Annotated in this window: 34 protein-coding genes; all 34 read right to left on the minus strand. The window is 45.0% G+C overall.

What is annotated here, in order from left to right:
- Positions 1-8 precede the first annotated feature (8 nt).
- Positions 9-332 carry a hypothetical protein gene (locus FWJ32_RS01165; RefSeq protein ID WP_203227529.1) on the minus strand — a complete coding sequence of 108 codons (324 nt, stop codon included), beginning with the start codon at positions 330-332 and terminating at the stop codon, positions 9-11.
- Entirely contained in the window at positions 322-1,449 is a 1,128-nt protein-coding gene (locus tag FWJ32_RS01170) for a reverse transcriptase/maturase family protein (RefSeq protein ID WP_238988751.1), read from the minus strand. The genes FWJ32_RS01165 and FWJ32_RS01170 overlap by 11 nt, the downstream gene beginning before the upstream one ends.
- Before the next feature lie 327 nt (positions 1,450-1,776).
- A complete protein-coding gene (gene avd / locus FWJ32_RS01175) occupies positions 1,777-2,178 on the minus strand; it encodes a diversity-generating retroelement protein Avd (RefSeq protein ID WP_203227530.1) in 402 nt (133 codons plus the stop codon).
- Positions 2,179-2,244: 66 nt separating this feature from the next.
- Positions 2,245-3,309 carry a hypothetical protein gene (locus tag FWJ32_RS01180; protein WP_149544142.1) on the minus strand — a complete coding sequence of 355 codons (1,065 nt, stop codon included), beginning with the start codon at positions 3,307-3,309 and terminating at the stop codon, positions 2,245-2,247.
- Between the two features lie 3 nt (positions 3,310-3,312).
- A complete protein-coding gene (locus FWJ32_RS01185; protein WP_149544143.1) occupies positions 3,313-3,642 on the minus strand; it encodes a hypothetical protein in 330 nt (109 codons plus the stop codon).
- A complete protein-coding gene (locus tag FWJ32_RS13395; protein WP_203227531.1) occupies positions 3,639-3,812 on the minus strand; it encodes a hypothetical protein in 174 nt (57 codons plus the stop codon). The genes FWJ32_RS01185 and FWJ32_RS13395 overlap by 4 nt, the downstream gene beginning before the upstream one ends.
- Positions 3,813-3,920: 108 nt before the next feature.
- Positions 3,921-4,361, minus strand: a complete 441-nt coding sequence (locus FWJ32_RS01190; RefSeq protein ID WP_149544144.1) for a hypothetical protein — start codon at positions 4,359-4,361, stop codon at positions 3,921-3,923.
- Positions 4,362-4,364: 3 nt separating this feature from the next.
- Entirely contained in the window at positions 4,365-4,670 is a 306-nt protein-coding gene (locus FWJ32_RS01195) for a hypothetical protein (protein ID WP_149544145.1), read from the minus strand.
- 14 nt (positions 4,671-4,684) lie between these two features.
- Positions 4,685-5,599 carry a DUF2612 domain-containing protein gene (locus FWJ32_RS01200; protein ID WP_149544146.1) on the minus strand — a complete coding sequence of 305 codons (915 nt, stop codon included), beginning with the start codon at positions 5,597-5,599 and terminating at the stop codon, positions 4,685-4,687.
- Positions 5,586-7,043: a hypothetical protein gene (locus FWJ32_RS01205; protein WP_149544147.1), complete on the minus strand. Its 1,458-nt coding sequence runs from the start codon at positions 7,041-7,043 to the stop codon at positions 5,586-5,588. The genes FWJ32_RS01200 and FWJ32_RS01205 overlap by 14 nt, the downstream gene beginning before the upstream one ends.
- On the minus strand, positions 7,036-7,389 hold the full coding sequence (locus FWJ32_RS01210; RefSeq protein WP_149544148.1) for a contractile injection system sheath initiator: 354 nt from the start codon (positions 7,387-7,389) through the stop codon (positions 7,036-7,038). Before FWJ32_RS01210 ends, FWJ32_RS01205 begins: the two co-directional genes overlap by 8 nt.
- Positions 7,390-7,403: 14 nt before the next feature.
- Positions 7,404-8,039, minus strand: coding sequence for a Gp138 family membrane-puncturing spike protein (locus FWJ32_RS01215; protein ID WP_149544149.1), 636 nt, complete (start codon positions 8,037-8,039; stop codon positions 7,404-7,406).
- Positions 8,040-8,921 (minus strand): phage protein, encoded by an 882-nt coding sequence (locus FWJ32_RS01220; RefSeq protein ID WP_149544150.1) that lies wholly within the window; start codon positions 8,919-8,921, stop codon positions 8,040-8,042.
- Between the two features lie 10 nt (positions 8,922-8,931).
- Positions 8,932-9,252, minus strand: coding sequence for a phage baseplate plug family protein (locus tag FWJ32_RS01225; RefSeq protein WP_203227532.1), 321 nt, complete (start codon positions 9,250-9,252; stop codon positions 8,932-8,934).
- 14 nt (positions 9,253-9,266) lie between these two features.
- The gene (locus FWJ32_RS01230) at positions 9,267-9,845 is read right to left on the minus strand and encodes a phage baseplate protein (protein WP_149544151.1); all 579 of its coding nucleotides are present in this window, start codon (positions 9,843-9,845) and stop codon (positions 9,267-9,269) included.
- Between the two features lie 5 nt (positions 9,846-9,850).
- Positions 9,851-11,650, minus strand: a complete 1,800-nt coding sequence (locus FWJ32_RS01235; RefSeq protein WP_162523458.1) for a tape measure protein — start codon at positions 11,648-11,650, stop codon at positions 9,851-9,853.
- Between the two features lie 96 nt (positions 11,651-11,746).
- Positions 11,747-11,896, minus strand: a complete 150-nt coding sequence (locus FWJ32_RS13245; RefSeq protein WP_162523459.1) for a hypothetical protein — start codon at positions 11,894-11,896, stop codon at positions 11,747-11,749.
- A 50-nt stretch (positions 11,897-11,946) separates the two neighbouring features.
- Positions 11,947-12,435: a phage tail assembly chaperone gene (locus tag FWJ32_RS01240; protein ID WP_149544153.1), complete on the minus strand. Its 489-nt coding sequence runs from the start codon at positions 12,433-12,435 to the stop codon at positions 11,947-11,949.
- Positions 12,436-12,448: 13 nt separating this feature from the next.
- A complete protein-coding gene (locus FWJ32_RS01245; RefSeq protein ID WP_149544154.1) occupies positions 12,449-12,868 on the minus strand; it encodes a phage structural protein in 420 nt (139 codons plus the stop codon).
- A gap of 13 nt (positions 12,869-12,881) precedes the next feature.
- Entirely contained in the window at positions 12,882-13,973 is a 1,092-nt protein-coding gene (locus FWJ32_RS01250; protein ID WP_149544155.1) for a DUF3383 family protein, read from the minus strand.
- Position 13,974: 1 nt separating this feature from the next.
- The gene (locus FWJ32_RS01255; RefSeq protein WP_149544156.1) at positions 13,975-14,574 is read right to left on the minus strand and encodes a phage neck terminator protein; all 600 of its coding nucleotides are present in this window, start codon (positions 14,572-14,574) and stop codon (positions 13,975-13,977) included.
- Positions 14,571-14,960, minus strand: coding sequence for a hypothetical protein (locus FWJ32_RS01260; protein WP_149544157.1), 390 nt, complete (start codon positions 14,958-14,960; stop codon positions 14,571-14,573). Before FWJ32_RS01260 ends, FWJ32_RS01255 begins: the two co-directional genes overlap by 4 nt.
- Entirely contained in the window at positions 14,957-15,424 is a 468-nt protein-coding gene (locus FWJ32_RS01265) for a hypothetical protein (RefSeq protein WP_149544158.1), read from the minus strand. The genes FWJ32_RS01260 and FWJ32_RS01265 overlap by 4 nt, the downstream gene beginning before the upstream one ends.
- A 1-nt stretch (position 15,425) precedes the next feature.
- On the minus strand, positions 15,426-15,803 hold the full coding sequence (locus FWJ32_RS01270) for a DUF4054 domain-containing protein (RefSeq protein ID WP_149544159.1): 378 nt from the start codon (positions 15,801-15,803) through the stop codon (positions 15,426-15,428).
- Between the two features lie 13 nt (positions 15,804-15,816).
- Entirely contained in the window at positions 15,817-16,134 is a 318-nt protein-coding gene (locus tag FWJ32_RS13400) for a hypothetical protein (protein WP_203227533.1), read from the minus strand.
- Between the two features lie 16 nt (positions 16,135-16,150).
- Positions 16,151-17,185, minus strand: coding sequence for a DUF2184 domain-containing protein (locus tag FWJ32_RS01280; RefSeq protein WP_203227534.1), 1,035 nt, complete (start codon positions 17,183-17,185; stop codon positions 16,151-16,153).
- A gap of 20 nt (positions 17,186-17,205) precedes the next feature.
- Positions 17,206-17,703 carry a structural cement protein Gp24 gene (locus FWJ32_RS01285; RefSeq protein ID WP_149544160.1) on the minus strand — a complete coding sequence of 166 codons (498 nt, stop codon included), beginning with the start codon at positions 17,701-17,703 and terminating at the stop codon, positions 17,206-17,208.
- Positions 17,703-19,076, minus strand: coding sequence for a DUF2213 domain-containing protein (locus FWJ32_RS01290; RefSeq protein ID WP_149544161.1), 1,374 nt, complete (start codon positions 19,074-19,076; stop codon positions 17,703-17,705). The genes FWJ32_RS01285 and FWJ32_RS01290 overlap by 1 nt, the downstream gene beginning before the upstream one ends.
- Positions 19,076-19,300, minus strand: a complete 225-nt coding sequence (locus FWJ32_RS01295; RefSeq protein ID WP_149544162.1) for a hypothetical protein — start codon at positions 19,298-19,300, stop codon at positions 19,076-19,078. The genes FWJ32_RS01290 and FWJ32_RS01295 overlap by 1 nt, the downstream gene beginning before the upstream one ends.
- 63 nt (positions 19,301-19,363) lie before the next feature.
- Positions 19,364-20,260 carry a phage head morphogenesis protein gene (locus FWJ32_RS01300; RefSeq protein ID WP_149544163.1) on the minus strand — a complete coding sequence of 299 codons (897 nt, stop codon included), beginning with the start codon at positions 20,258-20,260 and terminating at the stop codon, positions 19,364-19,366.
- A 70-nt stretch (positions 20,261-20,330) separates the two neighbouring features.
- A complete protein-coding gene (locus FWJ32_RS01305; RefSeq protein WP_162523460.1) occupies positions 20,331-20,645 on the minus strand; it encodes a hypothetical protein in 315 nt (104 codons plus the stop codon).
- Between the two features lie 79 nt (positions 20,646-20,724).
- Positions 20,725-23,739 (minus strand): anti-CBASS protein Acb1 family protein, encoded by a 3,015-nt coding sequence (locus FWJ32_RS01310; RefSeq protein ID WP_149544165.1) that lies wholly within the window; start codon positions 23,737-23,739, stop codon positions 20,725-20,727.
- A 14-nt stretch (positions 23,740-23,753) separates the two neighbouring features.
- A complete protein-coding gene (gene terL / locus FWJ32_RS01315) occupies positions 23,754-25,148 on the minus strand; it encodes a phage terminase large subunit (protein WP_149544166.1) in 1,395 nt (464 codons plus the stop codon).
- Positions 25,141-25,626, minus strand: a complete 486-nt coding sequence (locus tag FWJ32_RS01320; protein WP_149544167.1) for a helix-turn-helix domain-containing protein — start codon at positions 25,624-25,626, stop codon at positions 25,141-25,143. Before FWJ32_RS01320 ends, terL begins: the two co-directional genes overlap by 8 nt.
- Positions 25,627-25,633: the final 7 nt, after the last annotated feature.

Raw genomic sequence — 25,633 nt, forward strand, 5'->3', positions numbered from 1 at the left:
ACCCCCAATCACAGGAAATTGTCAACCCCTTGCTCATTAAGGAAATCTTTCTGTTCATGCTTAACAGCTCGTGCATACTCCAGAGCCTTTTCCATCTCTCCGTTGCATTTACTGTCAAGCCGTTTTATGGATTGAGCCGTAGCTTCACCGAGTGCTATTGCTGCTCCAACACCTTTGATAAGCAAGAGCTCGTTTTTTTTTCTTGCTTCCTCCTGTTTGTCTCTTTTGGCATCACGCCTTGTAATTGATTTTTGAATTGCCCAGAAGCACAGTCCTGTAACAGCGGACGGTATCCCCATCAGGGCGAGAAGTGATAAAAAATCAATTGCCAAATGCTTCACTCCTTTCTGCTTTTTGATAGATTTCATTGAGCTTTCTTCGTAAACCATAACTATTGCAATGTTGCAGCATCCCTTTGTAAGATGCTGCGCTTCTCATAAACTCTTCTTTCGTCAGTCTTCCGGATTTTAATTCTTCGCACATGTGCTTAACCTTTCTAATGATGCGCCTCGCCGTTTGTTTCTTGAGCTTACGATGTGTAGCCCATATTTTGTAACCAACAAAGTCAATTCCAAGTGTAATCGGACGTATAGCTGTCTTACTGTTGAGGTCAAGGTGAAGCTCTTCGTCAAGGAATCTCTGAATCTCGTGCTTAACTTGATTCAGGAACTTCTTATCATTGGACAATATAATAACATCATCCATGTAACGAATGTAGTAATGGAGCTTCAACTCGTGCTTTGCATATTGGTCAAGCTCGTTGAGGTATATGTTTGCAAATAACTGGGATGTTAGGTTGCCTATAGGCATACCTACATCCGATAGCCACATATCCTCTGTACATTCTTCCGGATTCATTCCGGAGGGAAGACCGAATTTCGTATTCTCGCAGTTTATGACTTTCCAAAGAAGATTGAGAAGCCTTTCATCGGTTATTCGCCGTTTTAGGATTTCAAACAAAATTGCGTGGTCAACGCGGTAAAAATATTTGCTTATATCAAGCTTAAGATAATACCATTTCCCCTCCTTTCTGCTTACCTGGCGTAGCCAGTATTGCAATCTGTCGGCGGCTTTGTGGGTTCCTTTCCCGATTCTGCATGCATAGCTGTCTTCAATGAACAGTTTGTCGTAAACCGGATTCAAGCATCGATAAATTGCCCATTGGACCACCCTGTCTTTAAACTGCAATGCCATGACAAGCCGAAGTTTCGGCTCGGTAACATAAAAAGGCCGGTATGGGCCGACTTCGTAAGTTCCCCACAAAAGCTCGTTCTGAGTGATAATGAGGTTCGACTCAAGGTTTGCTGTATAAGCCAGCACATCATCCCGGTACCTTTTGCCCTTCCGAGCTTCCAGGTATGAATTATAGAGGTTTTCGTAATCGCAGATATCATCAAAGACATCTGTAATCATGGTCATTCCTTCACAATTATCTTTGATTTCCTTCATGCGTCCTCCTTGTATTTGCGCCGTGCGTGACGTTTCCGCCTCGCTTCAATAATGAGCGTTTTCACGGCAATATAATCTTTTCCCCATGTCGTTCAGAGCAAAGGGAGGGAAGCAAGCCCCTTTGAGCCTGTACACTGTGCGCATTCCCGTAAGATATACGCCCATTATCGCTCCGATACAGGCGCAGAGCGGAGCGGAACCCGATGCTCGCGCTGACGCCCGAACGCGGATTGCCCAAGCTCGTGCAGAAGACTCCCGCGTTGGACGTGTTGTTCCAGTTGCCACCGCGAATCGGGAACCGCTATAGGCTTGCTCCCCATAATCGTACTATTTGAGGGATTTCATATATCCTCCAATAATACGACCGATTTCATCAAGCAACCTGCTCCAATACTCATACTTTTTAAAAGGCAGAGGTGGAGCAAAGTTTTTATCGTAGTAGTCTTTATCCTGTGCTAACCGGATAAAATGTCTTAAAACCTCCAGTTCTATGTCAAGCTCTTGTAACGTCGTCTTCTTGTAATACTTTTTCTCTACTTCAATAGACAGGCGATACATCCTGAGCATAGATGTCCGGATTTCATCCGCAGTTTGCCGTTCTCTCCTTGGAAAATGAGCCACTGCTCGTTTCCCGTACTTTATCATGTCGGCTATTTTCTCTTTGAGAACGAATGCTTTCTTATCCGGTTTTTGCTCTGGATTATTCTGAAATTGATTTATTTCCGTCAATTATTCTCCTTTCTTTAGAAATAGTAAAGCGGCCTATCGGCCGCATTCAGTTTAACAGTATACAGTTTACAGTTCTCCATAGTAAGCGGAGCGGAACCCGACGCCCGCGCCGACGCCCGAACGCGGATTGCCCAAGCCCGTGCAGCAGACTCCCGCGTAGGACGTGTAGCCCCAGCTGCCACCGCGAAAGGGGAACCGCTCTGCTACTCCATTGTTAGCATAAAAGTAATCGTTGCCGTATGTTTCATCAACAACAGCCCCATCAGGGAATAAACCAAGCTCTTTAAGAATCTGCGGGCATGTAACGCCAGATGCAAGGGTCATATCTTTAAAAAGACAACCTCTTGATGAATCAAGCTGAGAGGTAATTGATGTGCAAAGAGTCCATTTACTTGAAACATAATCGAGCTTAAGCGTACCGGCTGTACCTGGCGCAACAAGCGAACCATCCTGCAAAATAGCTTTCCAGTGAGTGGAGCTCTCTCCCATATCAGAAGTCGCATTCATACAGTCAGCATAAGGAATGATTTGAATTTCTCCCATAACCAGCCGCATTCCTGCACACCATTCCCAAACGTTTCCATTCAGGTCTGCAATGCCATCCGGCAGCCAGTTGTGATTCCATGTTGCCGGTCCCGAACCCGTAGCTGTCCTTCCAGTCTTTCCGGCTCCACTGTCAAAGTAAGTCTCCACACCTTTTTCATGAGGATACCCATGGTCAGAACCATAGTTGTTATTTCCTCGTGGCATTGTTCCGTTCTTTTTACTCCAAAGAGCAATTGCTCCCCACAGAGAAAACGGCATAAGTCCCCAGGAGCTTCCTTTCTGTCTGCATGCTGCAAGTGCAGCATCCCAGGTTATAGAGGTCTTCGGGTCCTGCATAGGCAGTGAATACGCTCTGTTGTTTACAATGATGTTTTGATATTTGCTGACTCCTACTTTTGCCTTTTCTGTACTATTCAGTACAAATGCAGGATGCACTGTTGATGTAGCACCTGAATATAGTTCAGAAGTTAACATTTTAGGAAGAACAACAAGCACTGAGGGCATCCCAACGTCGTCGAGTTTTACCGTATTTTTCCCTCCAGAAAGAGATTCAACCGCCAATTTAAAATCATCAAAGTTTGCCATTCTTTACACCTCCAAATCCCATAATGTTAGAGTACATTTATCAATATCAAAGGGAACCGGTTCAAGTCTCGTAGCAGGTTCTCCTTCTTCCGGATTTTCAACCGGAGTTTCAATATAAGTCCGTGCCGGTATGTCTATTTCAGCCACGTATCTGAGTCCCGCTGCCGTACCGCAAACCAGGCATCCCATACTGTCGGCACAGATGTCGATATGATTTGTGTCGTCTCTTTCATACTTTGAAAGATTAAGCATAATCTCATCTCTGAAACTGATAATATTTCCAGTAACCGAATACTCAATTTTCGGCCCTTCGTTTTTATTAACAACGTTCATCGTCTATTTTCCTCCATTCTTCTTAATTCTTTGTAGGCTTCTGCTGTTCTTGCAGCAATGCATTCAACATGCTCACGGTCAGCAGCATTTTTGGGATTTGCTCCGAAAGAGCGAGCCACGTATGCTTCGGCTTGTTTTCGTTCTTCGGACTTTATGATTATGTTTGCCATATTCTTCGTTCACTCCTTTCTCGCAGTTTATACAAATCTGTCTTCCTTCTGGGATTATTTCACCGCAGCAAACACATCTGTCTGTATCGGTGTAACAGAAAGACATGATTAAATACCTCCCTGGATATAGCAATTGACTACAACCCTGGACGCAGCTCCTGTAAATGCTATTTTGAATCCGTTAAGCAGCTTTTCAGTGATTTCTATGCTTCCAACTCCGCCATTTTCATAGCTGACTATTTCCGCATAGACAGTATAGTCTTGAGTGTTCCTACTCGTAGCAAGGGATACGGTTTGAATACTGTTGTTGAACGGATATTTCTGTGTATTTGTGAGTTCCACTGTCTTTTTCTCTCCAGTCAACCCATCCGTCTTGTCTTTGAGAAGTCTCGCCATTCGTATAGCCTCAAGAGCCATCGCATCTCCGGCAAAAACACCTTCTTCAATGTTGTTAAACCGGTCCTGGTCTTGAGGAGTCCCCTGTTGAATCACCTGCTGGGTTGCAGGGTCAACAACATGGTTCAACCAAAATGTCCTGCCGTATGCCATTTTTTACACCTCCTGTATCGGTAGATTAAATTTAATTAAAATGCTTTGTACTCCTGTTCTTGATATACTCACCTCCTGCTCACCTGCTAATGTTCCTGCGTCATCATAAATTCTTATGCGTGTCACCGTGTTAGCCACGGCTGGAACGTTAGGAATATTAGCAAGAATGATGATACTGTTTCCGCTGATTTGAGCACTGTTTACCTCTGCATCGTACCAGACACCTGAAACCTGATACTGAAATTTTTGAAGAGAGTTGAGCCATCTTTCCCTTTGTTTTGCAAGAAACTCGTTTGTCCAAAAACCCATGTGAATCACCTCCTTTATTCACCGCAGTATGCAGTTCCACAATATGTCGGCTGGAAGAAGTATTCTAATACACCTCCGTCAACATCAACTTGCTTTTCTATATTTGTGCCAACAGTAGATAAATACGGATAGGTTCCACAAACCTCATCACCACAATTCATTGGCTGATAGAGAAAGTTTTCTATTGCTCCATCAACATCAATATCCTTTGTGAGAATTACTCCAATTGTAGCGATGTCTGGATAGGTTCCACATTCAGTTGGCTCGTAGATAAAATCTGCTATAGAACTGCCAACAGATACGTCTTTTTCAAGGATAGCACCAAGAGTAGCAACGTTCGGATAAGTCCCGCAAAAAATCGTTCCGCAAAACGGAACGTTTGTGATGAATGAAGCTATATTCTTTCCAACCTGGACTTCCGCTTTTATTTGGTACATGTATCGTATTCCGACACCACCAGGTTTTATAGCAGGAACTTCACCCAGGACAATAGGTTCTCCTCCAGGACCAATCGTCGGCATTGTCAGGATGATGGTTGCAGGTTGAGAAGGTTCTTCTGAGTAATAGATATCATCTACTCCCCAGACATTCTTCATGGCCTCCATGATGTCATAGTAGGTTCCATTGGTAACATTTCTGAAAGCCTTATATTTCAGGAACCTCCTGTACCGTTCATCATCAATAACTGGATAGTAAATTTCTTTTCCTGACAACAAACCTGCTTCTTTACGGCTCAAAACAACTATATCACCTACACCATCTAATTGTTTCCCTACGGCTTTGTCTAATGTCCTTTCAGTTCGTAACTGGTTGAACATGTCAAGGACTTCTTGAAGCTGATGATCCAGTGCATTTGCTAAAACTTCTATATTGTGCTTATTTCTGAACTGTTCCGGAAAGTCAGCTAAAAGGCTATCAAGGCGTTCCATTCAGGACCACCTCTATTCTGTCTTTGTCTATAACCGCCTTTTGTCTGCTCGTAATATCAACGTTTTCCAGGTCGTAAGCCGTTGGTGTTTCTTCCGCATCTGTTGTTGCAAACGCTTGAATTTTAACGTATCCAACGCCACTTACATTGGTATAGATACCAGCGTAAAATCTCTGCGTAAAAATGCTTTCTCCTGCTTTCAAGCTTTTTACATCGCTTAGAATTGAGTTTCTCGTAAGCTCTGCGTAATTTGGCGGCATCGGCTGTGCGGAATTCATTGTAAGTGTCACTTTAAGCCAAACATAGACATACTGAGGACGGTTAAACCTTATTGTTATGGGTTCTCCGGAAACACCGGTTACTATAACCTCCTCTGAACCAAATGTTCCAATTCCCCCTGCCTTTTTTGCAAGAATTTGAGCTGCTATTTCCGTACTGTCTCCGCCATCGACAACTATCTCAATACTATGTGGCGGCCTTCCTTCTTCGTCCACAGTATCTCCGTCGTTCTCATACCCCTTTGCGCTTTCGACACCTTCTACGTTCTCAAGAATCGCACCAACGATACTATCGAGCATTGTATTAGACCTGAGAGCGATTTTCTGGATATATGATTGTCTCGCTTCAACATCTGTCTCTGCAAGTCGTCCGTAGACTGCATATCCTACGTTTCTACAGCTCCGAAAGCCAATCGGTCCCGTAACTATTTTGTTAATAGAACCTTCTGGCAGAACAAATTTACCGTATTCCTCGCTTAAAAAGCTTATGAGAGAATAAACGCTCTTCGTTGTCAGATTTTCAGATAATATCAGCGAGCTGCTCCTGAGCTTGTTGGTATCTTCCAGCATTAAAACTCCATTTTGTACCGTAGCTGTAAAGAGAGGGTCAGTAATGGCTTGTGCTAAACCTTCCAGAATTGAGGATTCTGTCGGGTTTGTTCCACTTGTGTAGGTGTAAATCGTTCCGTCTATTGCGATGGTATAAGTCGAAGAAGCTTGAACCTGTAATACTCTGATAGAAACTTTGTTAAAAGCCCTACGTGTTATGACTGATGATTCCTGAGCGCATAGGAAATTGACAACAGGTAAAGTATCAGATGCAATCATACATGTAGTCGGTATAGGTGTTTCATCGTCGCCCTCACAAAGGATAGTATAAGATGTCTTAGTTGCCCTGGCTCTTTTTGAACCTCCAAACTGCATTGCATTGTCAAGGTTTATGCCTTCTGCTGTCGATGGATACTGAGAGTAATATACGTCCTGTCCAACTTCCCACAAAGTCGCAATCTTATCAGCAAAGCTTGTAACGAATACATTTAACAATGATTGAGGATTAACCGTTGGGTCAAATCCCCAGCCTTCTTTAAGCTCTTCGTATATTTCAGACATAATAGTATCAAGCCTTTTCAATACAAAACCATCTGGAGTGACTCCGTAATCAGGCATTAACCGTCACCTCCTCACTTATATATTCACTGCCTGCTTTTGCCTCAAATGAAATAGTTAAAGTTCTCTCAGCCTTGTTTGCAGTAATAGTAAGCGATGTAACTTCTGTTACCTCATCAACGCTGAGTATCTGCTCTCTAATGAGCTGTTCGGTCCGGAAGTCATTTCCTCCTTTTACAAGCACCTCATCAAAGTAAGGGATCCCGAGCTCTTCGTTAAACTCCCATTCTCCGGCAAACCATTGCAGCCGTATCTTAACTGCTTGGCTTACGCTGTCTGTAATGGAAATATCGCCGCTACTGGATACTGCAAGGTCTCCTGTAGCATCAAGCAACAAATCTTTCAATTATCATCCCTCCTTTACTGTGGTGCTGAGGTCTGGCTTCCAGGTTCCGATGATGTATGAGTATGATTCTTCAATGAGATATTTCCTGCTGTTACATCTCCGGAAAGCACTGAGAGCCCTTGTGAGGCCGTTATTTTTCCTGTGGTAGTTGTTATATTACCCTCCACTGTTAAATCGCCCCTGATGGCTATTCCGCTTTGAGAAAGGGTTATTTTGCTATCCCCTTTCTTAATCACTATTGCATCATTGTCGATTGCTTCCTTAACCGCAGCATTTGGCTTTGCAAAAAGCCCTGGTATTGCTACTGCATTGGTAAGGTCATGCCTCAATTCTGCCTGCGTCTCACCGCCGTATCTCCAGTAATCAAGGGCCTGCTCGCAGATTATAAGCAGACATCCGTCGCCCTCTTTTATCGGGAATGCAATAGTAGCATCCTGTCCGCCTCCCTGTATCAGCACCACTGGAACACCGGATATGACCGGATAGTTAAAAACCCTGCCATCCGGAGACCTAAACTGTCCTTTCGGTAGGACAACAGCCGTGCATGTGGCAGAGTCAAAACTTTTAATTTCTCCTGGCATCGCAGTATGAACGCCAGAAAGGAATTCTTCAATAGTCCTTCCTATTTGTTCTGTAAATTCTTGCAGCAATTACTTCACCTCCAGCAATTCGGCTGTGCAAGTCCATTCGCCTTCGATGTTGTCTCCGTCTATAGTCAGTTTTGAAACTCGGAAATTCCCAGTTGCAATCTTGCTTTCCAATCTCACATAATCATTGACGTTGATAGCTGCGTTCATGAAGTATCGTACTTCCCATCCTGTCTGAGCGGTCTGCATTGTATTATTTCTGTTGCCTTCGTTTGGTGTCTGAGATGCCTTAGTAATTCTTTTAGGTATTCCGATTAATCCTGTTTCTGCACTGAGAAGAAAAGCTCTCGTACTGATAGGTTCATTAGGCATCTTAACTTGCAGGACCCCGTTCTGCAATGACCATGCAAGCCCGCTCGAAGCACAGGCTTTTTTCAAAGCTCCTTTTGCGGCACCTACATAGCTGAACCCATTTTGAAGGTCAACAAACTTTGCTTTGGGAGAAAATACGACAGGCACTCCCATTTGTCCGGCAGTATCTTCAATAATTTTCTTGCTGTTGATAACACCGGCATACGAAACCGAGATGTAGGTATCACGTAAAGCTACTCGGCTATCCACAGCCTCAATTTCTGTCATAGTGTCCGGACCGTCTTGAGTAGTAACAACATTGGTGATATTCCCAACAAAAGCAAGGGGCATTATCGTCCCATAGCCTGCCTTAAGCACTACTTCACAGTCCTTGAGATTTAATGTGGCAAGCTGTGCTGGAGATAAGTTCCAAAGCGTAATCTTTCCTGTGTTTGCACTCTCCAAATCTGACTTCTCTATAGAAAAACTGATATGAAGGGCTGTTTTATGCGGAAAGTCGGTGGAGCCAACTTCAAAGCCTGGCCTTCCAGGTACTCCAGCCGAAAACCTATATTGCCTATCAAAGTTATTCATGCTCCACCTCCTATTCCTTTAGGTCCTCGTAGGGTATAAACACAAAAACGGCCTTCCCGTTAATGAAGTCGTTTCTCCCAACCTTTTCAAGGTCTGTTATTACTCCAAAAACTCCGGAAGGCAGGTCTCTGTTTTCATAAAAGAATGTCAGCGGCGAGTTGGGCACAATCTTTGTCATCGCCACGATAGGGGTTTCCTCCAGGTCGTAAATTCCAAAGGACCAGTATCCGAATGTGTCGTTATAGGTAAACCGGAGCAAATACTCTTTTCCTCCAAGAACAACCCTGGAGAAACTATCATTGAGGTCCGGAGGCGTAATGTATTGCATCATCAAAAACACCCCCTCTAACCAAACAGCTTAGCTGAATCAGCTAAACCATATAGAATCGATGCGGCTTTTTTCGAGTCTTTTTTTTGTTCGGACTTGTTTGTGGAATTTGTAGCATTCTTAGAGCTGATTGTCCCTGCATTGGCTCCGGTAGCCCCGCTTTTCCCGTAGGAAGCCTGGATTGCTACCGTTTTGGCTTCCGTAACTCTTATCTGCTTGAGCTTAATCGGTATCTCGCAGGCGTATCCTGTCTCGGCAGTTTTTGGTATCGTGATGCTGACTATACCCATGTTCTTCCATGTACCTTCACTCGTTGTGAAAGTAACCGGTTGCTTATTGAAATACAGCCTTTTCAATTCTTCTGTAACGGCCTTTACACGGTTTCTGTTTTTGCCGAATCTTTTTGCCCATGTAACGGGAGTATCGGTAAGGAAGATGGTTAAATCAATCAGCAACGGCTTCAAGATGATTGTATCCTCAACAGAATACCCCTTCTCTGTCGGATATTCTGGGATGTCTGCTTCATAGGTTGTTGTCTGGTTTATGAGCACATCAAATTCAATCCCATTGATGCTTGCTGGTCTTGTGGCTCTCATCTTCCTCACCTCCCATATGCCAATCCACGGGCCATATAGCTTGTTGCGTCATAGGCAGATTTGCTCATAGCCTTAGCACCAGCTTTTTGAGCAGAGACATCGCCGCCGTTGAAATTGTTTGTAATGTTTACATTCTGATTGACATTGCTGGTTCTGTTCCCTCCACCGGCTGCTGCACCAGCAGTAGAAGCAGATACCGTCGCTTTCATGTCTCCTCCTCCGAAGAACTTGCCTATTGCATCGCCTATCCCTCCGAAGAAGTCTTTCACCGCCTGTATCTTTTGCTTGATTGCGTCTACAAATCCCGTAACCTTCGCAACGATTGCGTCAATCTTTTCTCCAAACCAGTTGTAAATGGTATCCCAGATATACACGAAGAAAGCCTGTATGCTGTTCCATACTCCTTCAAAGATGGTCTTTATTCCATTCCAGGCTTTTTCCCAGTCTCCGGTAAATACACCTGCGATGAATTCTGCTATACCTCTTATTACCGTAAGAAAACTCATAACCAGGCTGCTTAAGAAGTTCCACAATATTTCAAACTGGGCTGTAATCTGGTCGCCCCACTGGTTCCAGAAATCTTGCAGTGCTCCAAATACTGCTATGGCAATAGCCTTCAACGCTTCCCATAATGCACCCAGGGTTGATTTAATAGCATCCCATACTGCAAGCAGGGTAGATTTTATTTCATCGCCGTTTTGTGCCCAGAAATCTTTCAACCCTCCCCATATCGTTGAGGCTATTTGTTTAATGAAATCCCAGGCAGCAAGCAAGAATGACTTGATGCTTTCCCATGCTGCGATGATGGTTTGCCTTACTTTTTCTGTGTCTACTCCGGCTTTTTCGAGAAGCTTCCCTATAACACTGTCATTGCCCTTCATGAAATTTATGAAGTCGTCGATAATGAGGAACACTGCTACAATGACTGCTACTATAGCAAGCATCTTGAAGTTGATTCCCGTTAATAGTTTCCCGAACGTTTGCAGGAATGCAAGGATTTTCTGTGCATTGAGTGCTACAAATATCGCTGCCGCCGTTACTGCTACCAGCTTGAGCAGATTATCAAACCCTCCTACACGGTCAGCAAGTCTTTCAACGAATGTCGTTGCCTTTTTCAGAACCTCCATTATCTGTGTGAAAGAACGGACCATGAATCTTCCGATTGTTTGACTTAATCCAAGGGAACTGTTCATGCTGTCAACCCAAAGCCCCCACTGGTTCCGAATGTTCAGAAGAGCATCCGAAATGCTGAAATCCAGTGTTTCAAATCCGGCGTTTATTTCGTCCGCATTGGATATAAAGGCTTTTTTCAAGTCTGCTACAGTGAAGGTTCCTTTGCTTGCCATATCAGCAAGTTTTTCCTTTGCTACACCGAGACTTTTTGATATCAGGTTTATGGCCTCCGGAGCTCTTTCGTATAGCCGGTTGAGCGTTTCCGAATCCACTATCCCTTTTGCGAACGATTTATTAAGTGCCTCCTGCAATGACTTGACTTCTTCGTTGCTTTTACCGGCAGTCTTAAAGAGTTTTGTTGTCAGTGTAGCAAACTCTGTAGCTTCCTCAACCGACCCAAATAGTGAACGGTCACTTTGTATAAGGGTGCTTACCACGTTTGCCATATCTGCGTAGGAGGACCTTGTATCGTTCGCCGCCTTAAGAATTTTCTGCTGTATCTCTTCCTGGTTTCCAAGCTGCTTCGTAGCATTCCGTATCTGGTCGTTAATACCATTGAACTCTTCGGCAATGGCGTTAAGTTGAACAAGTGAAAACCCTATTCCGATGGCTCCAAGCAGTTTGGTAGCCATATCTTTAAGCCCTTTGATGCTGTTTTCTGCGGCGTTTTCGGTTTTCTTGTCAACTTCATATCCGAAAAGAATAGCAATATCTCTTATAACCATAGGCTACCTCCCTTCTCTCAATTCCATCGTCTTCCCGTATTCTATGTCCAAATCCATCCTGTGCAGTGCGTAGAGCTTCAATGCCTCATCCAGCGTATAGCATGTTTCAAGTTCATACTTTGATGCCAGCCTTGCTTTTATGAGGGTATACATCCTCAGTTCAAGCTCAGTAAACTGGCTTACATCAAGCTTTCCATATTTGCTTATTTCATCTGTTTCATAAATTTCTCGACGACCGCACCAGATTGGCCGCCGAGCTTCCTGAAAAAACCTGCAAAGTTGACTCTGATAACCTCAAATGCAAGGATGAACATATTCTGCACTTCACCGCAGAAAAGTTCATTCGCCAGGTCCTCGGTGAGTCTTTGCGGTTCTTCTCCGTCTTCAAGCTCTACGGTAATGTTCTTTCCGGTTATGAGAAGTTTCTTCATTAAGCTTTCAACTTTATCCCCTGAAATAGAGTTGAAAGCCCCTGCAATCGCAGGGGCTGCATCTTCAACATCTATATCAAGGAGGCTGGTTTCTGAACCGTCCGGCTTCTTTACTCCCAAGAAGGGAGCAAGGCTTCCGAGCAGCGGTATGGCAAGAGCCGCAAGCTCGCCACTAAGATTGCTGGCCTTAAATGCAGGGAACGGAAAGATGTAAAACACATTCCCGCCTATCGTCACCTGTTTTGGTTCAAACTGTTTCATCGTTTAACCTCCTTTATCCTTCTTTCAGCTCTCCTGCGCCAGTTTCTATGGTCCACTCACGGTTATTTGTGTCCTTCCCATATACCCTGCTGGCAGGCTTTGTTACCCATGCTTCATCGCACGAGAAAAGCGTACCGCCTTTCAGGTCCTTTATAAGGACAGGGAAGGTTCCGTTTCCAGTCTTTTTGTCCAGGGTATATTTATCCTGGAGAAACTTATTGGTAGGAGAGGTCTGTAGCACAACAACTTTTATACTGTACTGGTCGTTAGGGTCAATTGCCCTGGCAATTTCTCCGTCGCATCCGGTCTTAGACATTACTCCGTCGCCCTTTGCTTCGATGGTAACAAAGCTGTCATCGGCGTACCCTGATACGGAGTGATTCCCAAAGGCAATCATTACCTGTCTGCTGCTATAAGTCTTTACAGTCCCCATTGTTCACACCTCCTTAGTAAACGAGAGAACCTTGGATATTTGCTACATGTATAGCTCCGGCCAGTCGTGCCGTGAACTTGCACCTGCTTAATATCCTCGAAGCTTTGTCTGTGTCGCTTATATTTGCTGCATTTGGAACAGTAACTGTATAACCTACAATTACATTTCCGTCTTCATCAAACTCATCTTCGGCAATGCCGCCGTTGGCCTGACCCTGCTTGAGCGATGCAAGCATCTGGTTCTGAACAAGTGAGATTCCGGCATTGGTATACGGGATTTTCGGATTGAGCACGAGCAGGTTGAAAACCCTCAACTGCATATCGTTCTTTAACCAGTCCCTGAACCTGATTACATCAATCCACTCACCTGCACACGTCTGACCGAGCTGTGTTACATTCCTTCCGGCGTAGGTCACGTAGTAATTAATTTTCTGTGCCTTAAGTTCGTTCATTTCAGTACCGCTGAGCGTGGACGGCGAGATTGTCGCCAACGTCTTCAAAGCCCAGGTTTCGGAACCTGCATCATAAGCAAGACATTTTGCAAGCCATGCCACATGAGCATATTTGTTGCTTTCCGGCGTGGATGTTGCGCCCGTAGATGTTTTGCCATAGATTCCAAAACTGCGGTACAGCGTCAAATCTACAGGATTGATGGTTGCCATCGTGGTGTATGCAAACAGCTTTTCGTTTGCTTCGACCCATGTTGCTATTGCCTGGAAGTCAGTTTCTGCTATACCGGCAGGAGCGACTGCATACCATCCAGGGTAATTAAGTGCCCTGTCAAGAGTTGTCGTTACCGGCTCCAGCGTTTCTCCGACTTTTTTCTGGACAGCAATATAGATTTTTGCAGGCTGTGGGCTTTGTGAGAATGCCGCAACTGCTGCCAAGCCGATTGGGTCTGCACTTTCTCCAGATGCTACCCATCCAGCGTCCGTAACCTCTTTAAGAGAAGTATACACTCCGACATCCGGTGGCGGTTCATATCCAGGAGCCGAAGTATTAGCTGGTCCAGGCCCCACAATGAGCATTGTATCGAAGCTTGCGCTATCTACGACAGGTGTGCGTACATCAATCTGCACATTTACTATGTCGCTAAGATTGCTCATATCATATATCCTCCTTTTCGATGATTACTTTTTCAAAGTATCCGGTTTCTTTGTTGAGGAGCACCTCTGTTCCTCCTCCACTTGGTGTTTGAGTCCATTCACCTTCCTCGGGTATGATTCCAGCATATCCCTTTGCTACTTGCATAAAATCTACATTCAGTTCCAGCATTGCTCTGTACTGATACATGGTATCGTTAAGCAATGCAGTGACATCTTGGACAGGTCCGTTTGGAGTTATAGCAATGTCGAGGCTTTCACAAAGGTCTGTTACATACTGAGAATTGATATATCTCAAAAAATCCATCAAATCATTTACTGCCGTGTTTTCCGTTGCCCCAACTTCCCCTGGTTCCATTTCCACCGGAGCTCCTTTAGTATAGAGGTTAATCTCAAGCGTCACTCTGGATGGATAATAGCCAGTAGGAACGCCGTTTATATCTTCCGCGATAGGAAATGTTGTCAACGATAATGAGCCCGTTTTAAGCGTTATTAGGGGCAATGTAGGCTTAACCATATGCTGCTCTGCCCATACTACCGTTGCCCCTTCAAAATACTGCTTTACTATCTCATACAGGTTATCCCTCAGCGTCCTTAGATTCATGAGCTACCACCATCCTGGGATGGAGGTTCTACGGCATTATCCGGTTCTGCTTCTGATACCTGCACAAACTGTGAACGGTAATGCTTTAACGGCGTATGATCCCAGAGAACGGACATCTCGCACTCATACCACTTCCCTTCAAAGAAAAGTCTGTCAGCTTGAACTCCGGTCTTCTGATTTGCTGTGGCAAACGGAAAATCGCCGAAACATTTTATCCTTTTAACGGAACGAGAACCTTCCGGAATAACCTCCAGCTCGTCGTTGCTTAAAGGCTGAACATTGAGCATTACCGGTATATCCTCATATCCCGTGGTGACATATCCTTTTCTGCCAACCTTTTGCGCTTGGTATCTTCGCATTGTGTACTGTTTCTTCCAGATGTTCATTTCCTACCTCCTTTCTCAACGATTATATAGTTTACAGATTTCCTCATGAGGCCGGTATCAATAAGAGGCTTGTCGGATTTCTTTCGTCTGATGGTAGACGGAGCATTTGGCTCAAATTCGCCATCAACGATTTTCTCCTGCACAAGCCCCTTAGAGAATACCCCGATTTGCTTAAGTATTTCTTCTGCCGTTTCACCTTTTGTCAGCCTTTGCAATTGCGCCTTGCAGAAGGAATTTATTTTGTCTGCGTTTTCGTCAACACTCTTTCTCAAAAACGGCCTCGATGGTGCATTGATAGTTCCCAGCTCATTCCACATGGCAATGTCAAGCATGTCAACTCCATCCTCAGTTATCACATCACCCTGCTGGTATCCTATCCTTACCTGTAACTTTTTGAGTTTTTCTATTTCAGCTTTGAATTTCTTCCCCTCAGCCGTCCAGCGGTCTTTTGCTTTTCCTGCCATGCTATGCCTCACCTGCCGAGACTATAGGTATTATCCTTGCCCTGCGCAATGAAAGATATTGCAGACCGTATGTTGTGAGTGTCAACTCCGCATCGTTGAGAAGGTTTGTTCCCTGGTTGACCGTATACCCAATCGAGGTTTCACCCTCCGAGTATGAGCCAACTCGAAGGGTGTCCCCGATGGTTCCGTTTGTGTTGTCGCCATAGCCTGCCATTTTCAGCTTATGTGCCGTTAATAAGGCAAGGGCTTGGTTGTAGGTATCCCCAAACCGTTTTGCGCTTACAAAAGGCGTAAAGAGTTCAATCCATTGAGTGATAACTTCATCGCTTATTGAGGAAAACTCCGGTGCCAAAAGCCTCAAGACTTCAATAGGGGTCATTTGTCACCCCTCCTTACGCCTTCTTCTGAGTCGTATTCCCCTCGGCTGCCTTTGCTTTCGCTGCATCTGCTGCTTTAGCTTTGGCTTCTTCCGCTTTAGCTTTTGCCTCTGCTTCTGCTTTCAGTTTTGCTTCGGCCTCTGCTCTCGCTTTAGCTTCTTCCGCTTCTTTAGCAGCAGCTTCTTCATCGAAAAGAGCAATATCCCCGCGCTTTTCCAAAAACTTAAGCACGGGGTTGCCGACGAAATCTTTGGGTACTATTTCAGTTGCTCCAGGCAAAACAGACAGCTCTCCGATGTTGATTATCTTAACTGAATTGTTCGTAACCTTCATGCGTCATTCTCCTTTCTTATATTCCCAGTGCAATCAACAGGGACAGAGGATAGTAGATAATCGCTCCGGCTGTTCTTGCTTCGCAGGGAACGATAACCTCAAGCCCTTGCGGCTGTAAAGGATACTGATAGAAGGGCAGTGGATTCTCGATAGTAATTTTCCTCGGGTCCTTCTTGAACAGCAATGCAACTGCCTGCGGTGCGTATGGGTTAGTATCGGTTGCATCAGACTGCAATTCGGCAGCAGGAACGATTTCTTTCAGGTATGGAGCGTTTTCAAGAACAAACCTCTTGATGGTGTAACCGGTATTGTCTATCTGCCTGGTTGAAATGTCAATGTACACGTCAGCAGGGAGAACCAATGTATCCGGCCTTTCTACGTTCTTGGTGTTCTTGGCTACCTGAGCCTGCATTCCGTTTATATCGGCGAGAATCTGAGCAGCAGTCTTGTTCTTCCACAGAGTGGAGCTTCCTTCTCCGTTTGCCGGAATGGTGTAGAACGGGATGTTGTTTCCGGCAGACAGGACGCCGATTAAGCCCGTTTCTTCGTCCCCTGCCCACGCAATCTTATTGTTCAGATAGTCAATCTGGTAACGTGTAGCTTCTGCTTTTCTTACGTCGAGGGATTTCCCCGCCATACGGCTTGCTCTCATCTCCTGTACGGAATATCCGTAGCTTGCTCCGATTGACTTAATAATAGCTGTAGTCGGTTTTCCTTTTGCGTCAGCTCTCGGTAAGTCGGTGGCATAGTTGCTGATAATCTTAGCCATACCGGTTTTATCGTAGCTGTAGTAAGTTACCGTCTCAGCTCCAGGATTAACTTCACTGGAAATTGGGAAAATCGAAAGTGCGGTGAACTCCGGATATTCTACGTCGTAAGACTGGCTCTTGATATAGTCAAGCTCACGAGCGAAGAATACGGACGCATCCTCGGCACTGTCAAATCTCATTCCCTGAACCCCGACAAGGGCAGCAGGAATAGTGGAGCTCATAAGAGCTTCATAGTCTGCTACAGAGTAACCTGTAGATGGCATTTGTGCGTTATAGCTCATATTGTTCGTCCTCCTCCTTCTTAGGCTTGAGCCTGGTTGAACAGCTCAACAGGAGCTATATCACCAGAGCCCTTGGTGCCTATAAATCTTCCTTTGACTTCAATGGTGTCGACACTCGATGTAGTAGTAAACAATCCTGCATCAGCTCCGTTGATAATCAGATAGAGTTTTCCACCATATGCAGGGGTATCTCCAGCTTTGATTCTTGCCCACGCTTTTCCATAACGGAGAATACCTACACTCTGGTTGGGCAGGATGTTTACGTCTCCTTCGATAGTCTGCTGGTTGCTGAACCCAGTCATGACTATGCCCTCGAATACTGCTGCTGTATCTGTGCTTATCGGTTTTCTTACACCGACTCCAGCGGTATCCCCCTGCACGACTCCCATTCCATATTTAAGGGAGTCAGCAGCAGCTTCATTGTTGACACGGGTGTCAATGGAATATGGCGCAATGTCTAAAAGACCACCGGCCACACCTTTTGGAGTTGCAAACCCATAACTTGTTTGTGCGCTCATTACCTATTACCTCCATTCTGTTTTCTTTCAATCATCCTGGCTCTTGCCTTCTCTGCGGCAGACATTCCGATTTCATTTCTATTCGGTCTTGCGCTATCAGCATTGAACATCTGAGAACGCTGATAATTGGTATCCTTTCTGGCATTGAGGGTTTCCTTTGCCAGGTCAAAGGCTGCGTTGATATATGCCTTTCCTTTTCCGTCGAGCCTCATTTGAGGATTAACCGCTTTGATGATGGCCTTCTTTGCATCAATGATTGGCATGTTCTCTATTCCATCGATGTTCAAGCGGTCTCCGATACGGACAAGTTCCAGTCTTGTTCTGAACAGTGCATCAGCGGCATCCATATTGAGAGAGCAGGATTGGTCTTCGGAGCTGTCCTTCTTTCCTTCTTCCGCATCCTCATCTTTGTTGCAGTCTGCTGCCTGTGCAGCCTCTCCAAAGTCTTTTTCGGCCTTGAGAGCCTCGATGATTTCAAGCAGTGTTTCGATGTCCTCATCCTGCTGGGCAATAATACCCATTGCCGCTTCCGGAGTAGCAGGGTCTCCTTCCTGGTCTCTCCTGTCACGTCTGTCCTTAACCATCTGAATGGTTTCATCTGTGGACATGGTTTTCTCGGCAGATGTTGCCGGAGCTGCGGCAGGTTCTGCATCGCTGTCTTTTGCAGGTGTTGCTTGGGATGCAGTCCCTTCATTACCTGCTTTAGCAGCATTTCTCGCTGCCCTTCTGGCCTTGAAAGCTTCAACTGCGGCAGCGAAATCTTCTGGAGTCATAGAGCCTCCGTCCTTTCTTTTTGTTTTTGTACTCATGGATTTACCTCCTTTAAGAATTGATTTAGTTTCTTGCCCGTCAATATTCAGGCGAGCTTTCTCTCCTGCTCGGGCATTTGCTACAAGTGCAAGATGGTTGATTTCGATGTCTTTTTGGATGGCATCATAAGGTTGACCGTTCCAGACACCAGGCGTTTCATCAAGAGTCAGGTTGTATCCGAGAGATAGTTCTCTAAGCCCACTCTCTTTCATCCTGTCTGTATCGTGAATGACTATTTTCACTCTTACGTTGTCTCCGTCCTGGTATCCCTTGGATAGCATTGTGCCGATGATTTCCTTATCAACATTGTTTTTATCTACGACACCTGCGTCGTGAGTTATGATGATAGGCTTGCCCTCGTAACTATCCAGGCTTTTCTGAGCAAATACATGCTCCGGTAATCTTAGCTCCCTTCTGATTGTTCCATCCGGATTTGTGTACTCAAATATCCCACACGATGTAACAATCGGGTGGTCAATGAGATACCCTTCTTCTGTGAAATACGTTTCGTCAAGCTTGATGCTGTCGAGTCTAAGTACCCTTCTTAATTGGGGGACTTTCACTATTCCTCACCCCCAGTTTCCTCTTCGCCTGTGCTTAATGCTTCTGTGAGTTCGAGCGTTAGTTTCTGGATATGCTCAAGCTCATCAAGCCTCAGTTCGTCAAACAGAGCAGCGGCACCGCCTTCGATTGCTTTTGTCGCTTCAATGTCTTCGGTATATTTGATGATTGCCTCTGCCTCTGCTATCAACTGTCTGCACAAGGCTGCTATCGCTATTGCCGACATGTCTCAATCTCCTTTCTTCCAAGATTCTCGTTTTGCAAGTCATTTCTTCACACACAGCACCTCCTATCCTTTTGCAATCGGAACATTGATTGTATCTATATCAAAGACCGGCAGCGCAACACATCTGCACTGATAATCTTCGCCTGGATGTGCTCTTCTGCCGGTCTTGGTATCAACCACCGGAGGGTCATCCCACCGAAACCTTTTGCCATTCAGCTCCCTATGCCGTTCTCTCACTCGGCTGTCACCGGAAGTGCTCCATGTATACTCATTTACTCCTGCATCGGTCTGCTGTGCTTTTGCCAACTGCCCGTGAAGCTTGGCCGTCTGGTCACGAGCTATAAGCCTTGCATGACGTTTTTCTATTCCGTAGGTACGTTGTATCTCCTTAACTATAGAATTCGTTGTCTTTCCGGCTTTAAATCCTTCCTGGACGATTTCTTTCATTCTGCCAAGGGAGTCTTTCGGTATCGTCTTGATGAGATTGACGTTATCCTCAACCCATACATTGAGAGCTTCACGGTAAAACTCGCCCATATAGTAGTCATCCATGATGTCAATTCCGAGAGTTTGTTTGACCACCTTTTTCCATTCTTTGATTGTCAGTTTCCTCGTAAGATGAGCAAGGGCTTCGAGCTTCCTGCGCAATCCGAAGGATTCGGTCTTTTGCTCAAGCTGTTTATGCATAGCATCGAACGCATCTTTTACAACGAGTCCCAGGTCCCTGATGTCGTCTTTGCGTACATTGCCTTTTTCCTGCATCAACGCATCTTTAATCATAGGCAGATATTCCTTGAGGACATCTTTCACAAGCTTCATATAAGCGTCTGTGACCCTCTGGTACTCTCTTTCTATGCTTTCGGGATAATAAGTATGGACTTTGCTTTTAAGCTTCTGGTTGCCTCGAAATTTTGGCTTTACTGCTGCCTGAACCGCCTGCTTCATTGCTATGTCATTCATTTTGTTACACCTTCCCCAACAAGAAAAGTGACCGTTAGTTAACGGTCACTTTTCTATCAGATAAATCTTTTTAATCAGCTTCTTCGTCGTCTTCGTCCCAACAATCCTCTTTAGAAAGGAACAAGTCTTTATCTGGTTTGGTTAATTTGAACTCGCTCATGTTGTATTGTCCGTTTAATTCAGGATGTTTCCTAATCCATACATCATAAATAGCTTTGGGTGCCTTAAATCTATTGTAGGCACTGGACCCTATGCTTTCAGCAAATTGCTTGAGTATGTGCAGAAACCTGTAATAGTTTAACGATGTGTACGGTCTGTTTAAAATATCTTCATTAGGGTATCGGAAATAATGGTCATTCTGTACCCATCCGCACAATTCGCACACTTCGTGCCCCTGTTCGGTTTGTTGTAGAAACATTTTCTGCGCGCCGCATAAATCGCAACATGTCCTCATGATTTTCGAATTACTCATACCCAATCAACTCCATTTCAACATATACTCCAAAATCATCACCAACACCATGTTTTTTAGGAAATGTTGCCGTGCTAAATGTAATTCCTTTGTTTATTTCTCTCCACGTTGTTCCTCCTATCCCAGGTGAGCCTTCTTTTCTCCAGTCTGATTTAGGGTCAATATCTCTTCCTGTTTGCCACCTTGGAAGTTCTATTGGTTTAGTGTTTGGTATGATATCAACCTTTGTTATTTTCATTTTAGCGTTTGGAGGAATTACGATTTCGCCCTCTGAGATGTTGGTTGTCATATAAACAGGTATATCTTTTGGCACTTTTATTTTTACTGCAACATCCCTATTCTCAAAAAAACTATGAACACCAGGTGCTGTTGATTGTAGTGCATTATTGACTATGGTCTTTCCTTGTAATGATAATGCTGCCTTCTTTGAACTTTCGCTTAAAATATTGATATTGGCTCCGGTGTAAGGATTTACTGCGTATTCTTCTTCTGAGCCAATTAAAGATGATATATAACCCTTACCAACCATCCTATATAGGTCAGTATCTTTCCCTAATGGCTTCGCTAATGTTGATATTTGATTCACCACTGCCTTCTCTTCATTTGTAAGCTCAATTCCCTGCCTAATTTTAGCATTTATAGCTTGAGCGTTTACGCTAATAGAGGTGGCAGCGTCAGCAGTAAATGCAGCATCAATCATTCTTTCCTGTTCGCTATATTCTTTAGTGGCTTCCTTTGCTTTTTGGACAAATTCGCTCGTGGTCATTTGATTTGGCCCAAACTTTTCTTTGGCAATCTCATCAGTATTTTTGTCCTCAACATATTCTTTCATCATTTTATCATATAACTCTTGCTGTTTATACTTTTTCTTCAAAGCTTTTTTGTCCTTGTCTGTTATTTCTGGCTTGTCAACATCATACATTTTCCTTGGTGTCTTCGATGCCGTGTTGTTTGTATTTTGAGACTGTTTAGGTTTATGTTCTTTCCCTACCAGGTTGGGAGGCCCTCCTTTAATAGTCCCCTCCTCTCCTATAAGAACATGAGTTCCTTTCATGGTTATCCATTTCTCCTCTTCATCAAAAGCCATCTTGCTTTTTCTCATTTCCTTTAACAGCATTTCCAACGACCCTATGAACGGTGGGAACAAATGAAATTCAGGCAACTCATCAAGTTTGCAGAACCTTGCATCCTCCATTTCCTTACCGTCACATTTCGGGATTCCGTCATAGTCCGTACATAAGAAAATGAACGGCACTCCGTATCTTTCCGGTAAACCGTTCATCACTCCGACAGGTATCATTTCATTTGCTTTTATCCCAAACTCTTCGCTCAGCTCCCTCCTTGCTGCCTGTTCCGGCGTTTCGCCATCTTCAATGCCACCCCCCGGACCACACCATCCGGTTCCGTCCCTTCTTCTGCCAATGAGTATCTCGCCATCTTTCACTACCAGGGTTGCAGCAGAAGTACACGCCGATTCATCCATATTGGGCTGTTCCACATTTTCCACAAACATATCTGTCGGGACATAAAGTGGCCCTTTTTCTCCTTCGGCTCCAAACTGTTCTTGAACATTACCCGCCAATCCCCAGTCTTCATCTTCAATGTCTTGTTCGTCAAGCAAGTCTTCAACGTTAAATTCTTCAGTCTTAGCAAGTCCTGCCCTTACCTCTGATGGGTCAAGTGCTCCCATGTCAACGTATAGTTGTGCTGTTTGGGCTTTGGTGTAACTGGTCTGAGCTTTTGTGCTTTCTACTGTAGCCTGCTCAGAGTCGCTCATGCTCCATAATGGCGAGAACTTTAGCTTGTAGTCAGGTATTTCAGGTATTTTGCCGCCTGCAAGTCCAGCTTTGAGAATAACATCAATCAATGTCTTTAGGTTACCCCTGAGCATTAGCTTCTGTATCCTCTCGACGTAGTTGTAGTAGTTTTCCAGGTCACTCTCGCCTGTGCTGTTCTGTCCAGCAGGGGAACGTCCGAACAAGATTGTCTGTGGTATGCTGGTAAGTGCCGAAAGCATGTTGCAGGTTGAGTCTATTACATCTTTTACTCCTGAAAGTTGGAACGTCTGAAAGCTGTAGTCTTCTCCCTCAGCGTCAATCGATATGCTGTTAAGAATGCCACGTGCCATGTCGATTACCTGCAAACGCTTAAGAACCTGGTCTTCTCCGTCGCTTGTGGCAAGGAGTTGAGCCAGGTTCTTCATCTTGTAGATTGCCTGTACTGAACGTTCAAGCAGTTTTACTGCATCTCCATGGGCTGTTATTGTCTCCCTCAGTGCTCTCTTGATTCTTATATATTCCGGTATTCCCCAGAACCGATAATACGACTGAGTGATGTATTCTGGCAGAATGCCGTTCCGGAATATCAAGCACCTGCTTTCGTGGACTGTAAACGTGCCGTATGCACTAAAAACATGGTAATACTCCGGCATTCCGAATTTTGATGTCGTCCTTCGTGCTGGGTCCTTCGGGTCGTAATTGTAGATGTTGGTATAGTCCGGTTGTACTACAGCCCTTTCGTACACTCTCAGCTCATCAATGCTACGAATGTTTTTCCATTCTAATGGCTGCTCCAACCCCCTTCCATCATCAATGAGCATGACTATGAGGCTTCCCCCGTAAAGCCGAGCCCACTTGATAGCTGTAGCTGCTTTTTCCTCCCAATCCAGCTCGTCAAGACTATCTGTGATAAAACTTTCTATTTCCGGATTGTTGATGCCAAGCTCAAACCCGTGCTTCACAGCCTCTTCTGCGGGCGTGTCAATAATTTTAGCGAAAAGTCCTTCGCCTTCATAGTGCCTGGCAAGGTCCATATCCGGTACTGTCGGCTCTCCCTCAAAAAAGTATGCCGTCGTATTGTCCTGCGCAGTACCGTACTTGTTAAGTAGATTGACATATCCATCTCTTCGGTATGCGCTGTCCGCTCTGTCAACCTTACCGGCAATTATTTGCCTCCCTCTTTCCAATCTTTGCATCTGCGCTATTTTACGAGCATTATAATCGTTCACTTTCTCACCTCGCTTTAAGTAATTAGGCTGTTAAGGTTGAATACATTTTCAAGTTCAAGCTCTGCAAAAGCTGAGCTGCTGGCATCAACCATGTCTTTAAACTTACTGGCAGGAAAACTTTCAAGCTGGTTGAAATAGATTTCGTTCCAATCCCCAACAACCACGTCGAAATTTCCGGCTTGCCATTGAGCCGCCATCGGTTCCGCACGTACCTCTTTGTTTCCGGATTCCGGTATTGCAGTAACGTCGAATCCAGCGAGGAACTTGATGTAGCTTTGCGCCTGTTCTTTTCCTGCCTGTCCTGGGTCCTGCGGAAGTCTAATCCGAACCCTCTTGAAACGAACAAGGTCTGTTGTCGCCGTGTTCTTTATGGTAGTCCTAACATCTGATGCCGACATTCGTTCATTGATTACATCAGCTACTACATATCGTCCATTTTTTCGTTTCCCTATAAGAACTCCCGCTGTGAAGGCCGACTCCTTGCTCTCCTCATCAGTGGTCGCCGCAAGGTCCCATGCTCTAACCCATCTGACAACATCCTCCGGTATGGCTGGTATCATATTGACTTGCGTTCGCTTAAAGAACAATCCGGCAGCCGGTTTTATCTTCCAGTTGCCGTGGAGCATACGTTCTCTCTCGATGAGGGACTGGGCTTTAAGGTTAGCAAGGTACGACGGGTCTTTTTCCAACAGTATCTTGTTATCGTAGACTGTGCTGACAATGAATGTGACCGACTTTGGCTCTCTGCGTTCTTCCGGTGTAACCAGATTGAAGCGTTCCCAGAGCTCTTCTTTTGTGTTTGCCCATGTGACTACCTCATTTCTTCGGATGAACCAGCGAATGACACCTGAGCGTTCTGGAATAGGGTATCCGGTGTCTTGGTCTATCCACCATTCAATGAACTTAGCCACCCAACTATCCGCATCTGGGTTACATGTCGCTCGGATATACGGTTTTACGCCGCACGTCGAACGGTTACGTATGAGCATATAGAAAAACTGGTGCTCAGTGAAGTGCGTGAGCTCATCAAATCCGATATAGCATATCTGGGCTCCCTGCCATTTTGGGAGGTCATCGTCGCTTTCAATGTGGGCAAATCCAACTTTCGCACCACCGTTGAAAATCCACGTCGGACGCGGGGACATCCTGAGTTCCGCTCCTCTGATTCCAGCGTAGATTTCACGGCTCTCGTCAAGTAAACCTCCTTCAATCGTTACCTGGATTGCATTTCTTCGGAAGATTACTGCGCCATACTTTGGGTTGTTTTTGTGTCTCAGTGGCTCAAGCAGTAACCCGTAGGTCTTTCCTCCTCCAGCAGCACCTCCGTATATCACTATGTCAGCAGAGGACGATAAAAACGCCTCCTGCGGCCCCTCCTGCGGTTTCAGTATTCGGACGTTATTAGCCATCACTATCACGCCCATTCGCAGGCATGTAGATTACCACATCCTCTCCATTGTCCGTGCTTATGTTCACATCCTGCTTCTGAGACCATTCTCCTCGTCTGCGATTATTGAGCCAGTACATAATTGCCATCGTGTCCGGAGGAACGTGCTTCTTGGTTGTTTTTCTCCTAACCGGTTTGATATTTCCGTTAGTGTCTATATCAACAACGTTCTCCGATTCTTCGACATCATATCCGAGTGCCCTTTCGTAAAGCTTCTTTTCAACTTTGGCATCTGCTGCATCCTTCCCTTCCTGCAACGCTTCGCCGAACGATGTGAGAACTTCGTTTCCGTTAGCATCGGTTGTTTTGGACCATCTGAGAATTGTCCTGACCGATACCCCCATCGCCTCAGCTATTTCCTTGTTGTCACATCCCTTCATGGCAAGTGACCATGCCCAGGCATCGTGATATTTCGGATTGTATTTCTTAGGTGCAGCCATCTATATC

Origin of the sequence: Calorimonas adulescens (assembly GCF_008274215.1) — a bacterium.
Lineage (GTDB): Bacteria > Bacillota > Thermoanaerobacteria > Thermoanaerobacterales > UBA4877 > Calorimonas > Calorimonas adulescens.